This window comes from Micromonospora sp. NPDC049230, assembly GCF_040647875.1.
In the GTDB taxonomy this organism is placed as follows: Bacteria; Actinomycetota; Actinomycetes; order Mycobacteriales; family Micromonosporaceae; genus Micromonospora.
The window spans coordinates 1-14702 of record NZ_JBEZCZ010000036.1; the positions used below are offsets into that span (position 1 = coordinate 1).

Annotated in this window: 14 protein-coding genes; 12 read left to right on the forward strand and 2 right to left on the reverse strand. The window is 71.6% G+C overall.

What is annotated here, in order from left to right; all coding sequences use genetic code 11:
- Positions 1 to 121 precede the first annotated feature (121 nt).
- Entirely contained in the window at positions 122 to 1300 is a 1179-nt protein-coding gene (gene aroC, locus AB0A95_RS25805; RefSeq protein ID WP_357558334.1) for a chorismate synthase, read from the forward strand.
- A complete protein-coding gene (locus AB0A95_RS25810; RefSeq protein WP_357558335.1) occupies positions 1300 to 1803 on the forward strand; it encodes a shikimate kinase in 504 nt (167 codons plus the stop codon). Before aroC ends, AB0A95_RS25810 begins: the two co-directional genes overlap by 1 nt.
- A 28-nt stretch (positions 1804 to 1831) precedes the next feature.
- On the opposite strand, the gene AB0A95_RS25815 is transcribed toward AB0A95_RS25810, so the two are convergent.
- Positions 1832 to 2560, reverse strand: a complete 729-nt coding sequence (locus AB0A95_RS25815) for an alpha/beta hydrolase (protein ID WP_357558336.1) — start codon at positions 2558 to 2560, stop codon at positions 1832 to 1834.
- Between the two features lie 79 nt (positions 2561 to 2639).
- Here AB0A95_RS25815 and AB0A95_RS25820 point away from each other — a divergent pair, with 79 nt between their 5' ends.
- The 5 genes from AB0A95_RS25820 to nusB all read left to right on the forward strand — a co-directional run bounded on the left by AB0A95_RS25820 (position 2640) and on the right by nusB (position 6523).
- Positions 2640 to 3638 carry a YafY family protein gene (locus AB0A95_RS25820; RefSeq protein ID WP_357558337.1) on the forward strand — a complete coding sequence of 333 codons (999 nt, stop codon included), beginning with the start codon at positions 2640 to 2642 and terminating at the stop codon, positions 3636 to 3638.
- A gap of 10 nt (positions 3639 to 3648) precedes the next feature.
- On the forward strand, positions 3649 to 4728 hold the full coding sequence (aroB, locus tag AB0A95_RS25825) for a 3-dehydroquinate synthase (RefSeq protein ID WP_357558338.1): 1080 nt from the start codon (positions 3649 to 3651) through the stop codon (positions 4726 to 4728).
- Positions 4725 to 5162 (forward strand): type II 3-dehydroquinate dehydratase, encoded by a 438-nt coding sequence (gene aroQ / locus AB0A95_RS25830; RefSeq protein WP_357558339.1) that lies wholly within the window; start codon positions 4725 to 4727, stop codon positions 5160 to 5162. The genes aroB and aroQ overlap by 4 nt, the downstream gene beginning before the upstream one ends.
- A 369-nt stretch (positions 5163 to 5531) precedes the next feature.
- Entirely contained in the window at positions 5532 to 6089 is a 558-nt protein-coding gene (gene efp / locus AB0A95_RS25835) for an elongation factor P (protein WP_210793018.1), read from the forward strand.
- Positions 6090 to 6112: 23 nt separating this feature from the next.
- The gene (nusB, locus tag AB0A95_RS25840; protein WP_184188983.1) at positions 6113 to 6523 is read left to right on the forward strand and encodes a transcription antitermination factor NusB; all 411 of its coding nucleotides are present in this window, start codon (positions 6113 to 6115) and stop codon (positions 6521 to 6523) included.
- Positions 6524 to 6598: 75 nt separating this feature from the next.
- Here the strand turns inward: nusB and AB0A95_RS25845 are convergent, their stop codons facing one another.
- Complete coding sequence (locus AB0A95_RS25845) at positions 6599 to 7087, reverse strand: transcriptional regulator (RefSeq protein WP_007458348.1); 489 nt, start codon at positions 7085 to 7087, stop codon at positions 6599 to 6601.
- Positions 7088 to 7375: 288 nt separating this feature from the next.
- Between AB0A95_RS25845 and pyrR the strand changes: the two genes are divergently transcribed.
- The 5 genes from pyrR to carB are packed head-to-tail and all read left to right on the forward strand — an operon-like array spanning position 7376 to position 14642.
- Positions 7376 to 7960, forward strand: coding sequence for a bifunctional pyr operon transcriptional regulator/uracil phosphoribosyltransferase PyrR (pyrR, locus tag AB0A95_RS25850; RefSeq protein ID WP_357558340.1), 585 nt, complete (start codon positions 7376 to 7378; stop codon positions 7958 to 7960).
- Entirely contained in the window at positions 7957 to 8883 is a 927-nt protein-coding gene (locus AB0A95_RS25855; RefSeq protein WP_357558341.1) for an aspartate carbamoyltransferase catalytic subunit, read from the forward strand. The genes pyrR and AB0A95_RS25855 overlap by 4 nt, the downstream gene beginning before the upstream one ends.
- Entirely contained in the window at positions 8880 to 10157 is a 1278-nt protein-coding gene (locus AB0A95_RS25860; protein ID WP_357558342.1) for a dihydroorotase, read from the forward strand. The genes AB0A95_RS25855 and AB0A95_RS25860 overlap by 4 nt, the downstream gene beginning before the upstream one ends.
- Positions 10157 to 11302 carry a glutamine-hydrolyzing carbamoyl-phosphate synthase small subunit gene (gene carA / locus AB0A95_RS25865; RefSeq protein ID WP_357558343.1) on the forward strand — a complete coding sequence of 382 codons (1146 nt, stop codon included), beginning with the start codon at positions 10157 to 10159 and terminating at the stop codon, positions 11300 to 11302. Before AB0A95_RS25860 ends, carA begins: the two co-directional genes overlap by 1 nt.
- Positions 11295 to 14642, forward strand: coding sequence for a carbamoyl-phosphate synthase large subunit (gene carB, locus AB0A95_RS25870; RefSeq protein ID WP_357558344.1), 3348 nt, complete (start codon positions 11295 to 11297; stop codon positions 14640 to 14642). Before carA ends, carB begins: the two co-directional genes overlap by 8 nt.
- Positions 14643 to 14702 lie beyond the last annotated feature (60 nt).

Genomic DNA, 14702 nt, shown 5'->3' on the forward strand with positions numbered 1-14702 from the left:
GGGGGGGGGGGGGCGACCGCCCCGCCCCGGGGGGCCGGCCCCCCCGCCCCCCGGCGTCCGCAGGGCGGGACACGGCGGGCAGCGTGCCGGGTCGGTGGCGCGCCGTGACAGACTGACCGCTGTGTTGCGCTGGCTGACTGCAGGTGAATCGCACGGTCCCGCCCTCGTCGCGATGATGGAGGGGGTGCCGGCCGGCATCGAGGTGACCACCACCGCGATCGCCGACGAGCTGGCCCGTCGGCGACTGGGCTACGGCCGGGGTGCCCGGATGTCGTTCGAGCGGGACGAGGTCGAGGTGCTCGGCGGCCTGCGGCACGGCGTCACACTGGGCAGCCCGGTGGCGATCCGGGTCGGCAACTCCGAGTGGCCGAAGTGGCAGACCGTCATGGCCGCCGACCCGGTCGACCCCGACGAGCTGGCCCGGCAGGCCCGCAACGCCCCGCTGACCCGCCCCCGGCCGGGTCACGCCGACCTTGCCGGCATGCAGAAGTACGGCCACACCGACGCCCGGCCGATCCTGGAACGCGCCAGCGCCCGGGAGACCGCCGCCCGGGTGGCCGTCGGCGCGGTCGCCAAGGCGCTGCTCCGGCAGGCGCTCGGCATCGAGATCGTCTCGCACGTCATCGAGCTGGGCCCGGTGGCCGCGAAGCCCGGGCTGCGTCCCGTCCCGTCCGACGCCGACCGCATCGACGCCGACCCGCTGCGCTGCCTCGACCCGGAGGCCAGTGCCCTCATGGTCGCCGAGGTCGACGCCGCGAAGAAGGCCGCCGACACGCTCGGGGGTGTGGTCGAGGTGCTGGCGTACGGGGTGCCGCCGGGGTTGGGCAGCCACGTGCAGTGGGACCGCAAGCTCGACGCCCGACTGGCCACCGCGCTGATGTCCATTCAGGCGATCAAGGGCGTGGAGATCGGCGACGGCTGGCAGCAGGCCCGGTCCCGGGGCTCGGAGGCGCACGACGAGATCATCCCGTCGGCGACAGGTGTCCGCCGGGTCACCGACCGGGCCGGCGGGCTGGAGGGTGGCATCACCACGGGTGAGCCGCTGCGGGTCCGTGCCGCGATGAAGCCGATCTCCTCGCTGAACCGGGCGCTGGCGACAGTGGACATCACCACCGGCGAGCCGGCCACCGCGATCAACCAGCGCTCCGACGTCTGCGCGGTGCCCGCCGCTGCGGTGGTCGCCGAGGCGATGGTGGCGCTGGTGCTCGCCGAGGCGGCCACCGAGAAGTTCGGCGGCGACTCGATCGCCGAGATCCGCCGCAACCTCGCCGGCTACCTCGACGCCCTGGTGATCCGCTGATGGCGCCGGTCGTCGTGCTGGTCGGCGCCCCCGGCTGTGGCAAGACCACCGTCGGCCGGGCGCTCGCCGGCACCCTCGGTGTGGAGTTCCGCGACACCGACCTCGACATCGAGCAGTTGGCCGGCAAGCCGATCCCGGAGATCTTCATCGACGAGGGTGAGGCTCACTTCCGTACCCTGGAGCGGGCCGCGGTGGCCGCGGCGCTGGCCTCCGGCACCGGAGTGCTCGCCCTCGGCGGCGGCGCGGTGCTGGCCGAGGAGACCCGGGCCGCCCTGATCGGGCACCGGGTGGTCCATCTCTCGGTCGAGTTGCCGGACGCGGTGAAGCGCGTCGGGCTCGGCGCCGGCCGGCCGCTGCTGGCGCTCAACCCGAGGGCCACGCTCAAGCACCTGTTGGACCAGCGCCGGCCGCTCTACGCCGAGGTGGCGACCGAGACGGTGGTCACCGACGGCAAGGCCCCGGCGCAGGTAGTAGCCGAGGTCGCCGCCGTGCTGACCCGCTGACGTCGCTCTGCCCGCGGTGGGGTGTTTCTCAGCCTCGCGCGATCAGGTCGAGCACGTCGGCCAGGGCCTTCGGCTCGCTGAGCATCGGCCAGTGCCCGGTGGGCAGTTCGAACAGCTGACCGTCGGCCAACCCGGTGAAGAACGGGTGCCCCTCGCCGATCATCTGCCGCACCACGCTGAGCGGGAAGGTGCTGGCGACCAGCGCGGTCGGCACCGGGCGCCCGCCGGTGCGACGTACCGGGTCGGTGGCCGCCGCCAGCGGTTGCGGGGTGGCCCGGGCACGCAGCAGGGCCAGCGTCGGCTCGTCCAGACCGGCGAGGTTGGTGGGGTCGGCGGCCCGGTCCCACGCTGGCGGCGGTAGCAGGTGGCCGGTCCCGATCGCGGCGCGCAGCCGCTGCTGCTCCTCCGGTGGCACGGTGTCGAACTGCGCGACGCCGTCCGGCAACGGCCCACTCTCCACGTAGACCACCCGGGCGATCCGGTCCGGGATGCGGTCCGCCGCCTGGGTGACCGGCATCCCGCCGCCCGAGTGGCCGACCAGCAGCACGTCGCGCAGATCCTCGACCTCGATCAGCCGGACGATGTCGGTGGTGTGCGTCTCCAGGCCGATCTCCGGGCCGGCGAGATGGTGGCGTTCGGCCACTCCGGTCAGTGTCATCGGGTGGGCCTCGTGCCCCTGCGCGCGCAGCGCCGAGGTCACCTCCCGCCACGCCCAGGCGCCCAACCAGAACCCCGGCACCAGCACGAACGTCGCCATCTGTGGCTCCTTCTCTCGGTTACCGGATGACCGTACGATCGCAACCGGACAGAATCCGCCCGGTTTGAAGGAGTGGTCTGTGTCACATCCCGCCGGTCGTGTGCTGGCCCTGCTCGAACTGCTGCAGACCCGGCACCGGTCGACGGCCGTCGAGCTCGCCGGCCTGCTCGGCGTGGACGAGCGGACCGTGCGCCGGTACGCGGCCACCCTTGTCGAGGTGGGCATCCCCGTCATCGCCGACCGGGGCCGCTACGGCGGCTACCGGCTGCGTTCCGGCTACAAGCTGCCGCCACTGATGCTCACCGACGACGAGGCGCTGGCGGTGCTGCTCGGCCTTGTCGTCGCCGAACGGGTCGGCCTGGCCACCGAGCTGCCGGGCACCGCCACCGCCCTGGCCAAGATCCGCCGAGTGTTGCCGGTGCCGCTGGCCGATCGACTGACCGCCGTGCAGGAACACCTCGGTTTCACCCTGCGGCGCACGGAGCCGGAGCGGGGGCCGGCGTCGGGCATCCTGCTCACCCTGGCCGCCGCCGCCCGGCACCGCCAGCGGGTGACACTCGACTACCGCTCCTGGCGGGGCGAGCAGTCGCGCCGTGAGCTCGACCCGTACGGGCTGGTCTTCCACGCCGGCCGCTGGTATGTCACAGGCCACGACCACCGGCGCGGGGAGGTCCGCACCTTCCGGCTGGACCGGATCGGCACGGTGACCCCCACGGCGGCGACGTTCACCGTGCCGGACGGCTTCGACCCGGTGGCCCGGGTGACCAGGTCGCTGGCCGGCGTGCCGTACACGCACGAGGTCGAGGTGCTGCTGGAGAGCGACCTGGTCGCCGCCCAGCGCCGCATCCCGCCCAGCGTGGCCGAGCTGACCGCCACCACCGACGGGGTGCTGCTGCGGGCCCGGGCGGAGAGCCTGCCCGGCATGGCCGCGCTGCTCGCCGGGATGGGGTGTCCGTTCACCGTGCGGCACCCGGAGGCGCTGCGCGCCGCGGTGGCCGAGCACGCCCGCCTGCTCGCCGACTGGGCGACCCGACCAGCAGGTGGGCAGACGCCGTTGCCGCGCCGTCCGCTCGACTAGGCTGCCGGCGATGGACGAGGTGACCCGGATTCCGGTCGGCGGCGAACGGCCGTACGACGTGTTGGTGGGACGTGACCTGCTGGGCGCGTTGCCCGGGCTGCTGCCCGGCGCGACCCGGGCGGCGGTGCTGCACACGCCCCCGCTGAAGGCTCTCGCGGACGCGCTCGGCGAGCGACTGCGCGCCGCCGGCGTCGAGCCGTTGCCGATCGAGGTGCCTGACGCCGAGTCGGGCAAACAGATCGACGTGGCCGCCGCCTGTTGGGACCGGCTCGGGGCGGCCGGCTTCACCCGTACCGACGCGGTCGTCGGGGTGGGCGGCGGCGCGGTCACCGACCTGGCCGGCTTCGTCGCGGCCTGCTGGTTGCGTGGGGTGCGCTGGGTGCCGGTCGCGACCTCGCTGCTGGGCATGGTGGACGCGGCGGTGGGCGGCAAGACCGGCATCAACACGGCCGCCGGCAAGAACCTGGTGGGCGCCTTCCACCCGCCGGTCGGTGTGCTGGCCGACCTGGCCACCCTGGACAGCCTGCCCGCGGTCGACTTGGCGGCCGGGCTCGCCGAGGTGGTCAAGTGTGGGTTCATCGCCGATCCGGCGATCCTGGACCTCGTCGAGCGCGACCCGGTGGCGGCCACCGACGTGCGCGGGCCGGCGACGCGGGAGCTGATCGAGCGGGCGATCCGGGTCAAGGCCGACGTGGTCGCCGGTGACCTGCGCGAGTCGGGCGTACGGGAGGTGCTCAACTACGGGCACACCCTCGCCCACGCGATCGAGCAGAACGAGGGCTACCGCTGGCGTCACGGGCACGCCGTCGCGGTCGGTCTGGTCTACGCCGCCGCGCTGGCCCGGCTCGCCGGCCGGCTGGACGCGCCGACCGCCGACCGGCACCGGGCCACCCTGGACGCGCTGGGCCTGCCGGTGAGCTACCCGGCCGACGCCTGGCCTCGGCTGCTGGCCGCGATGCGGGTGGACAAGAAGGCGCGGGGCAGCCGACTGCGCTTCGTGGTGCTCGACGGGCTGGCCCGCCCGGCGATGCTGGAGGGCCCGGACGACGCGTTGCTGGAGGCCGCCTACCGGGAGGTGTCCGCCCCGTGAGGGTTCACGTCCTCAACGGGCCGAACCTGGGCCGGTTGGGCACCCGGGAGCCGGCGGTGTACGGCTCGACCAGCTACGCCGATCTGGTGGCGCTCTGCGAGACCACCGGCCGGGAGTTGGGGCTGGACGTGACGGTCCGGCAGACCGACGCCGAGCACGAGTTGCTCGGTTGGCTGCACGCCGCCGCCGACGAGGGCGCCGCCGTGGTGCTCAACCCGGCCGCCTGGTCGCACTACTCGTACGCCGTGCGGGACGCGTGCGCCATGCTGCGGGGGCCGCTGGTGGAGGTGCACCTGTCCAACATCCACGCCCGCGAGGAGTTCCGGCACCACTCGGTGGTCTCCGCGGTGGCGACCGGGGTGATCTGCGGCCTCGGCATCGACGGCTACCGTCTCGCCCTGCACCATCTGGCCGCGCTGGGCGACGGCAGCTGACAACGGACCGTCACGGCGGCTTCGCACGTACTCCTGCTTCCCTGATCTCACACTGAGTGGCGACGGCCCCGGTAGATCCCGACTCACCGCCTTCCTTTGCTCTGCTGCCCTATCTGCACCACCCCGACTGATCTGCGCTTTCGTCCGACGATGCCCGCGGCGGTCGAGGCCGGGACCGAACTCATCGTGACCGTCGCCTCGGCGGGTGCAGAGCAAAGGAGGTAAGGCGGTGTGGGTGGGGTCTGCTCGGCGGGTACGGAGGGTGTCGCACCCGGGCGAGGCCGTCGGTGCCGAGACGGCGGCGGCCAACCTCCGGCGCGGAGAGTAGACTTCCCAGGTCTGTCCGCCAATTGATGATCAAGGCAGGAAATGGCCTCCACCAACGACCTCAAAAACGGCCTGGTTCTCAACCTTGACGGCGAGCTCTGGGCCGTCGTCGAGTTCCAGCACGTCAAGCCCGGTAAGGGTGGTGCCTTCGTGCGCACCACGCTGAAGAACGTGCTGTCCGGGAAGGTGGTCGACAAGACCTTCAACGCGGGCACCAAGGTCGAGACCGCGACCGTGGACAAGCGCACGATGCAGTACCTGTACGCCGACGGTGAGGACTTCGTCTTCATGGATCTGGAGACGTTCGACCAGATCACCGTGCTCGGCGGCACCGTCGGCGAGGCAGCCAACTACCTGCTGCCCGAGGCGGAGGCGACAGTCGCCCAGCACGAGGGTGTGCCGCTCTACATCGAGCTGCCCACCAGCGTCGTGCTGGAGGTCACCTACACCGAGCCGGGCCTTCAGGGCGATCGCTCGACCGGCGGCACCAAGCCGGCGACCGTGGAGACCGGCGCCACAGTGCCGGTGCCGCTGTTCATCACCACCGGTGAGAAGATCAAGGTCGACACCCGCGACGGCCGTTACCTCGGCCGCGCCTGATGGCTGAGGGTTCCAAGCAGCAGATGCCGGCGCGCCGCAAGGCACGCAAGCGGGCGCTGGATGTCCTCTACGAGGCCGACCTTCGGGACAAGCCTCCGGTGGAGGTGCTGGCCGGCTACGTGCAGCGGATCGAGCAGCCCCGACCGGAGCACCTGGGCTACGCGGTCGGCCTGGTCGAGGGCGTCGCCGAGCACCTCAACCGGATCGACGAGCTGATCGCCAGCTACGCCGAGGGTTGGACGCTGGAGCGGATGCCTGTCGTCGACCGCAATCTGGCCCGGATCGCCGTCTACGAGTTGCTCTACGTCGACGAGATCGACGACGCGGTGGCGATCAGTGAGGCAGTGGAGCTGGCCCGGCAGATGTCGACAGACGATTCGCCGCGCTTCCTCAACGGGGTGCTCGGCCGGATCGCCGAGTACGCCACCCGCTGAGCATCGCACCACCGTACGCCGTGACACGAAAGGGCCCGTGCCAGTCGGCACGGGCCCTTTCGGTACAGCGACAGCTCAGGAGGCGAAGAACGCCCGCGGGTCGGCCACCAGCACACCGTGCTCGGTGAGCCGCTCGATCAGACCCGACGGCGATGCGTCGTAGACGATCGCGAGCGCCCGCAGGTCGTCGGCGCGGATGGAGAGCACCCGGCCGTTGTAGTCACCACGCTGCTGCTGGATGGCACGCGCGTAGCGGGCAACGTAGGCCAGGTCCTCGGAGGCCTCGTCGTAGAGCCGCTCCAGGTCCAGGACGATCTTGCTGGTGGGCTCGTGCCGGACACCACTGCCGTCAGGCAGCAGCTCCGAGACGGGGACACGGTAGAACTCGGCCAACTCGGCCAGACGGGACACCGTCACGGCCCGGTCGCCGCGCTCGTACGAGCCGACCACCACGGCCTTCCACCGCCCATTCGACTTCTCCTCCACACCCTGCAGGGAAAGACCCTGCTGCTGGCGGATGGAGCGCAGGCGGGCGCCCAGAGACTTGGCGTATTCAGAGGGCATTCGGACACTCCCAGTGCTGCTCGGGGTTCTCCCGTCGATCGCTACGGAGCGTGACGGTACGGGGAATGCGACACCTGGTCAAGTGGTCGAGACCCGACCGTTGGGGAGCGTCCGGGAAGTTATCCCCTTTTCCTGGTCCTGATCCGGTGGTCAGCGGCCGCCGTCCATTGGCCCGGTGACCACTGGTAACGTGGCGTGAAGCCTCGGTCTGGTCCGCTGCGCGGTCCGGCCGGAGGTGCCCGACATCCTTTAACGACCCGTCCCGTGAGGCGGGGAAGGAGGTCCGCCGTGGCATACCCACCGGCTGCCCATCCGTCACCACCGCGACAACCCTCGGTGAAGGTGATCCTCGCCAGCGCCGACGTGCAACGCGTGGTCGACCGCATCGCCCACCAGATCCTGGAAAAGACCCAGGGCGCCGCGAACACTGTGCTGCTCGGGATTCCCACCCGGGGCACCCCTCTCGCCCGGCGGCTCGCCGACCGGATCAGCACCTTCGAGGACGTCGCCGTTCCGGTCGGTGTGCTCGACATCACCCTGTACCGCGACGACCTTCGTCGGCAGGCCACCCGTGCCGTGGGCCCGACCGAGCTACCGTCCGGCGGGATCGACGGCAAACGGGTCATCCTCGTCGACGACGTGCTCTTCTCCGGCCGCACCGTCCGGGCCGCGCTCGACGCGCTCAACGACGTGGGCCGCCCGGCATCGGTGCAGCTCGCCGTGCTGGTCGACCGGGGCCACCGGGAGCTGCCGATCCGCGCCGACTACGTCGGCAAGAACATCCCGACCTCGCTCGCCGAGAGCGTGAAGGTGACATTCGCCGAGACCGACGGGACGGACGAGGTCAAGCTGTACGGGGGGACACCCGCATGATCAAGCATCTGCTCTCCGGCGCGGACCTGGACGCCGACACCGCCACCGAGATCCTGGACACCGCCGCCGAGATGGCCACCGTCGCCGGCCGGGAGATCAAGAAGTTGCCCGCGCTGCGCGGACGGACCGTGGTGAACCTCTTCTACGAGGACTCCACCCGCACCCGGATCTCCTTCGAGGCGGCGGCGAAGCGGCTCAGCGCCGACGTGATCAACTTTTCCGCGAAGGGGTCCAGCGTCACCAAGGGCGAGAGCCTGAAGGACACCGCGTTGACCCTCCAGGCCATGGGCGCGGACGCCGTGGTCGTCCGACACCCCGCCTCGGGTGCGCCGCACCGGCTGGCCAACTGGGTGGACGGGTCGGTGGTCAACGCCGGTGACGGCACCCACGAGCACCCCACCCAGGCGCTGTTGGACGCGTACACCATGCGGGCCCGGCTGGGTCGGCTCGCCGGGCTGTCGGTCGCGGTGGTCGGGGACGTGCTGCACTCCCGGGTCGCCCGCTCCAACGTGCTGCTGCTCTCCACTCTCGGCGCCAAGGTCACCCTGGTCGGCCCGCCGACCCTCATCCCGGTCGACATCGCGGGAGCCCTCGCTCCCGGCACCGACGTCTCCTACGACCTCGACTCCGTGCTGCCCGACGTCGACGTGGTGATGATGTTGCGGGTGCAGCGGGAGCGGATGAACGACTCCTACTTCCCCTCCGCGCGCGAGTACGCCCGCCGCTACGGGCTGGACGGCCCGCGGATGCGCCGGCTGCCCGAGCACGCGATCGTGATGCACCCCGGCCCGATGAACCGGGGGATGGAGATCACCCCCGAGGTCGCCGACTCACCGCGCTCCACAATCGTCGAACAGGTCACCAACGGGGTCTCCGTGCGGATGGCTGTTCTTTACCTGCTGCTCGGAGGGAACAACAGGTGACCGCGTACCTGATCACCAGCGTGAGTGTCGTCGGCGCCGCGCCGACCGACCTGCTGATCCGCGACGGCGTGATCGCCGAGGTCGGCCCCGGCCTGTCCGCGCCGGACGCCACAGTCGTCGACGGCACCGGCCTGGTCGCCCTGCCCGGTCTCGTCGACCTGCACACCCACCTGCGCGAGCCCGGTCGGGAGGACGCCGAGACCGTCGAGTCCGGTTCCCGCGCGGCGGCGCTCGGTGGCTACACGGCGGTCTGCGCGATGGCCAACACCTCCCCGGTCGCCGACACCGCCGGCGTGGTCGAGCAGGTCTGGCGGCTCGGCCGCGAGGCCGGTCTGGTCGACGTGCAGCCGATCGGCGCGGTCACCGTCGGGCTGGCCGGCGAGCGCCTGGCCGAGCTGGGCGCGATGGCCGACTCGGCGGCCCGGGTGCGGATCTTCTCCGACGACGGGCACTGCGTCGCCGACCCGAAGCTGATGCGCCGGGCCCTGGAGTACGTCAAGGCGTTCGACGGGATCATCGCCCAGCACGCCGAGGAGCCCCGGCTCACCGAGGGCGCCCAGATGCACGAGGGCGAGGTCTCCACCCGGCTCGGCCTGATCGGCTGGCCGGCGGTCGCCGAGGAGGCGATCATCGCCCGGGACGTGCTGCTCGCCGAGCACGTGGGCAGCCGACTGCACGTCTGCCACGTCTCCACCGCCGGCAGCGTCGAGGTGCTGCGCCAGGCAAAGGCCCGCGGGGTACGCGTGACCGCCGAGGTGACCCCGCACCATCTGCTGCTCACCGACGAGCGCGCGGAGAGCTACGACCCGGTCTTCAAGGTGAACCCGCCGCTGCGGACGGCCGCGGACGTCACAGCGTTGCGCGCCGCCCTCGCCGACGGGGTGATCGACGTGATCGCCACCGACCACGCCCCGCACGCCGTGGAGGACAAGGAGTGCGAGTGGGCGTACGCCCGGCCGGGGATGCTCGGCCTGGAGACGGCCCTGTCCATCGCGCTGGACGTGCTCGGCCCGCAGTGGGATCTGATCGCCGAGCGGATGTCGCGCACCCCCGCCCGGATCGCCGGGCTCACCGGGCACGGCGTCGACCCGGCGCCGGGTGTGCCGGCGAACCTGACAGTGATCGACCCGGCCGAGCGCCGCACCATCGACCCGGCGGAGCTGGCCAGTCGCAGTCGCAACACCCCGTACGCCCGCATGACGCTGCCGGGTCGCATCGTGGCGACCTTCCTGCGTGGCGAGCCGACGGTCCTGGACGGAAAGGCTGTCAAGTAATGGTCAAGCGCAGACCCGCGATCCTGGTCCTCGAGGACGGGCGCACGTTCCCCGGTGAGGCGTACGGCAGCGTCGGGGAGACCTTCGGCGAGGCGGTCTTCAACACCGGCATGACCGGTTACCAGGAGACCCTGACCGACCCGTCCTACCACCGGCAGGTGGTGGTGCAGACCGCCCCGCACATCGGCAACACCGGCGTCAACGGCGAGGACGACGAGTCCGGCCGGATCTGGGTGGCGGGTTACGTCGTCCGCGACCCGGCCCGGATCGGCTCGAACTGGCGGGCCACCGGCAGCCTGGAGGACCGCCTCGCCACCGAGGGTGTGGTGGGCATCAGCGGGGTGGACACCCGGGCGTTGACCCGGCACCTGCGCGAGCGGGGCGCCATGCGGGTGGGCATCTCCAGCATCGACAACGACCCGCAGAGCCTGCTGACCCGGGTCCGCCAGGCACCGCAGATGGTCGGCGCGGACCTGTCCGCCGAGGTGAGCACCCCCGAGCCGTACGTCGTCGAGGCGCTCGGCGAGCACCGGTTCACAGTGGCGGCACTGGACCTGGGCATCAAGCGCAACGTGCCGCGCCGGCTGGCCACCCGCGGGGTGACCACCCACGTGCTGCCCGCCTCGTCGAGCATCGAGCAGTTGCTCGCCACCGGCGCCGACGCGATCTTCCTGTCGCCCGGTCCCGGCGACCCGGCCACTGCCGACGGCCCGGTGGCGCTGGCCCGGGAGGCGCTGCGGCGGCAGGTGCCGCTGTTCGGCATCTGCTTCGGCAGCCAGATCCTCGGTCGGGCGCTCGGCTTCGGCACCTACAAGTTGGGCTACGGCCACCGGGGCATCAACCAGCCGGTGCTCGACCGGGCCACCGGCAAGGTCGAGGTGACAAGCCACAACCACGGCTTCGCGGTGCGGGTGCCGGGCGCGGGGTCGGGTGCGGTTGTTCCCGACCAGGTGATCGACACCGACTTCGGCGGCGTACGGGTGTCGCACGTCTGCCTCAATGACAACGTGGTCGAGGGGCTGCGGGCCGTGGACGTGCCCGCCTTCACCGTCCAGTACCACCCGGAGGCGGCGGCCGGCCCGCACGACGCGGACTACCTCTTCGACCGTTTCGCCGACTTGATCGAGGGGCGCAGCAATGCCTAAGCGGACCGATCTCAAGCACATCCTCGTGATCGGCTCCGGGCCGATCGTCATCGGGCAGGCCTGCGAGTTCGACTACTCCGGCACCCAGGCGTGCCGGGTGCTGCGCAGTGAGGGGATCCGGGTCAGCCTGGTCAACTCCAACCCGGCAACGATCATGACGGACCCGGAGTTCGCCGACGCGACATACGTCGAGCCGATCACCCCGGAGTTCGTGGAGCTGGTCATCGCCAAGGAACGGCCGGACGCCATCCTGGCGACCCTCGGTGGGCAGACCGCGCTGAACACCGCGGTCGCCCTGCACGAGGGCGGCATCCTGGAGAAGTACAACGTGGAGTTGATCGGCGCGAACATCGACGCCATCAACCGGGGCGAGGACCGGCAGCTGTTCAAGGAGATCGTGGCGAAGGCCGGGGTCCGCCTGGGCGTCGAGGACCCGACCGGGCTGGTGCCCCGCTCCCGGGTCTGCCATTCGATGGACGAGGTCGAGGCGACAGTCGCCGAGCTGGGTCTGCCGGTGGTGATCCGGCCGTCGTTCACCATGGGTGGCCTGGGCTCCGGCATGGCGCACACCCCGGAGGACCTGGCCCGCATCGCCGGCGACGGCCTGGCCGCCAGCCCGGTGCACGAGGTGCTCATCGAGGAGAGCGTGCTCGGCTGGAAGGAGTACGAGCTGGAGCTGATGCGCGACCGGCACGACAACGTGGTGGTCGTCTGCTCGATCGAGAACATCGACCCGATGGGCGTGCACACCGGCGACAGCGTCACAGTGGCCCCGGCCATGACGCTCACCGACCGGGAGTACCAGCGCCTACGGGACCTGGGCATCGCGGTGCTGCGCGAGGTCGGGGTGGACACCGGCGGCTGCAACATCCAGTTCGCGGTCAACCCGGTCGACGGCCGAATCGTCGTGATCGAGATGAACCCGCGGGTGTCGCGCTCCTCGGCGCTGGCCTCCAAGGCGACAGGCTTCCCGATCGCGAAGATCGCCGCGAAGCTGGCCATCGGCTACACCCTCGACGAGATCCCCAACGACATCACGTTGAAGACCCCGGCGGCGTTCGAGCCGACCCTGGACTACGTGGTGGTGAAGATCCCCCGGTTCGCGTTCGAGAAGTTCCCCGGCGCGGACCCGGAGCTGACCACCACGATGAAGTCGGTGGGTGAGGCGATGAGCCTCGGGCGCAACTTCACCGAGGCGCTGAACAAGGCGATGCGCTCGATGGAAACCCGATCATCTGGTTTCTGGACCACTCCAGACCCGGCCGGCGCCACCCGCTCGGACACCCTCGCCGCGCTGCGGATCCCGCACGACGGCCGGCTCTACACCGTCGAGCGGGCGCTGCGTCTCGGCGCGTCGATCGCCGAGGTCGCCGAGGCGTCCGGCGGCATCGACCCGTGGTTCCTGGACCAGATCGCCGCGCTGATCGAGCTGCGCGCCGAGATCGTCGACGCGCCGGTGCTCGACGCCGAGCTGCTGCACCGGGCCAAGCGGGCCGGCCTGTCCGACCGGCAGCTCGCCGCGCTGCGCCCGGAGCTGGCCGCCGAGGACGGCGTACGGACCCTGCGGCACCGCCTCGACGTGCGCCCGGTCTACAAGACGGTGGACACCTGCGCGGCCGAGTTCGAGGCGACAACGCCGTACCACTACTCGTCGTACGACCTGGAAACCGAGGTTGTGCCGTCGGACCGGCCGAAGGTGCTGATCCTGGGCTCCGGCCCGAACCGGATCGGGCAGGGCATCGAGTTCGACTACTCCTGCGTGCACGCGGTGCAGGCGCTGCGGGCGGCCGGCTACGAGACCGTCATGGTCAACTGCAACCCGGAGACGGTCTCCACCGACTACGACACCGCCGACCGGCTCTACTTCGAGCCGCTGACCTTCGAGGACGTGCTGGAGGTCTGGCACGCCGAGGACTCGTCCGGCCGGGCGGCCGGCGGGCCGGGTGTGGTCGGGGTGGTCGTGCAGCTCGGCGGGCAGACCCCGCTGGGGTTGGCGCAGCGGCTCAAGGACGCCGGTGTGCCGGTGGTCGGCACCTCCCCGGAGTCGATCCACCTGGCCGAGGAGCGCGGCGCGTTCGGCGCGGTGCTGGCTCGGGCCGGGCTGCGCGCGCCGGCGCACGGCATGGCGACGTCCTACGACGAGGCCAAGACGATCGCCGACGAGATCGGCTACCCGGTGCTGGTCCGCCCGTCGTACGTGCTGGGCGGGCGGGGCATGGAGATCGTCTACGACGACCCGACGCTGCGCGACTACATCGGTCGGGCCACCGACATCTCCCCGGATCACCCGGTGCTGGTGGACCGGTTCCTCGACGACGCCATCGAGATCGACGTGGACGCGCTGTGCGACGCCGACGGCGAGGTCTACATCGGTGGCGTGATGGAGCACATCGAGGAGGCCGGTATCCACTCCGGCGACTCGTCCTGCGCGTTGCCGCCGATCACCCTGGCGGGCTCGCACCTGGCCGAGGTCCGCCGCTACACCGAGGCCATCGCCCGTGGCGTCGGCGTCCGCGGTCTGCTCAACGTGCAGTACGCCCTCAAGGACGACGTGCTCTACGTGCTGGAGGCCAACCCGCGGGCGTCGCGGACCGTGCCGTTCGTCTCCAAGGCGACGGCGGTGCCGCTGGCCAAGGCGGCGGCCCGGATCGCCCTCGGCGCGCGCATCGCGGAGTTGCGGGCCGAGGGCCTGTTGCCGGCGACCGGGGACGGGGGCACGATGCCCGCCGACGCGCCGGTCGCGGTCAAGGAGGCGGTGCTGCCGTTCAAGCGCTTCCGCACCCGCGCCGGCAAGGGCATCGACTCGCTGCTCGGCCCGGAGATGAAGTCGACGGGCGAGGTGATGGGCATCGACACCAACTTCGGGCACGCCTTCGCCAAGAGTCAGTCGGCCGCGTACGGCTCGCTGCCGACCGAGGGCAAGATCTTCGTGTCGGTGGCGAACCGCGACAAGCGCGGCATGATCTTCCCGATCAAGCGGCTGGCCGATCTGGGCTTCGAGATCGTGGCGACCACCGGCACTGCCGAGGTGCTGCGTCGGCACGGCATCGCCTGCGAGCAGATCCGCAAGCACTACCAGGCTGGCGAGGGCGACGACGCGGTGTCGCTGATCGGTGGCGGCCAGGTGGCGCTGGTGATCAACACGCCGCAGGGTTCGGGTGCCAGCGCCCGCTCCGACGGCTACGAGATCCGCAGCGCGGCCGTCACCGCCGACATCCCCTGCATCACCACGGTCCCCGGCGCCGCCGCGGCGGTGATGGGCATCGAGGCGCGGATCCGCGGCGACATGCGGGTCCGCCCCCTGCAAGACCTGCACGCCACCCTGCGGGCGGCCCAGTGACCCTGCGCCCCTCCTCGTTGATCATGAGGCTATCGCCCACCCGCACGGCATGTCGGCGCA

Bases quoted from the DNA above. Each gene is read 5' to 3' on its own strand.
- AB0A95_RS25810 (WP_357558335.1), top strand. From the start codon at position 1,300: ATGGCGCCGGTCGTCGTGCTGGTCGGCGCCCCCGGCTGTGGCAAGACC.
- AB0A95_RS25815 (WP_357558336.1), bottom strand. From the start codon at position 2,560: ATGGCGACGTTCGTGCTGGTGCCGGGGTTCTGGTTGGGCGCCTGGGCG.
- aroB (WP_357558338.1), top strand. From the start codon at position 3,649: ATGGACGAGGTGACCCGGATTCCGGTCGGCGGCGAACGGCCGTACGAC.
- efp (WP_210793018.1), top strand. From the start codon at position 5,532: ATGGCCTCCACCAACGACCTCAAAAACGGCCTGGTTCTCAACCTTGAC.
- nusB (WP_184188983.1), top strand. From the start codon at position 6,113: ATGCCGGCGCGCCGCAAGGCACGCAAGCGGGCGCTGGATGTCCTCTAC.
- AB0A95_RS25845 (WP_007458348.1), bottom strand. From the start codon at position 7,087: ATGCCCTCTGAATACGCCAAGTCTCTGGGCGCCCGCCTGCGCTCCATC.
- AB0A95_RS25855 (WP_357558341.1), top strand. From the start codon at position 7,957: ATGATCAAGCATCTGCTCTCCGGCGCGGACCTGGACGCCGACACCGCC.
- carA (WP_357558343.1), top strand. From the start codon at position 10,157: ATGGTCAAGCGCAGACCCGCGATCCTGGTCCTCGAGGACGGGCGCACG.
- carB (WP_357558344.1), top strand. From the start codon at position 11,295: ATGCCTAAGCGGACCGATCTCAAGCACATCCTCGTGATCGGCTCCGGG.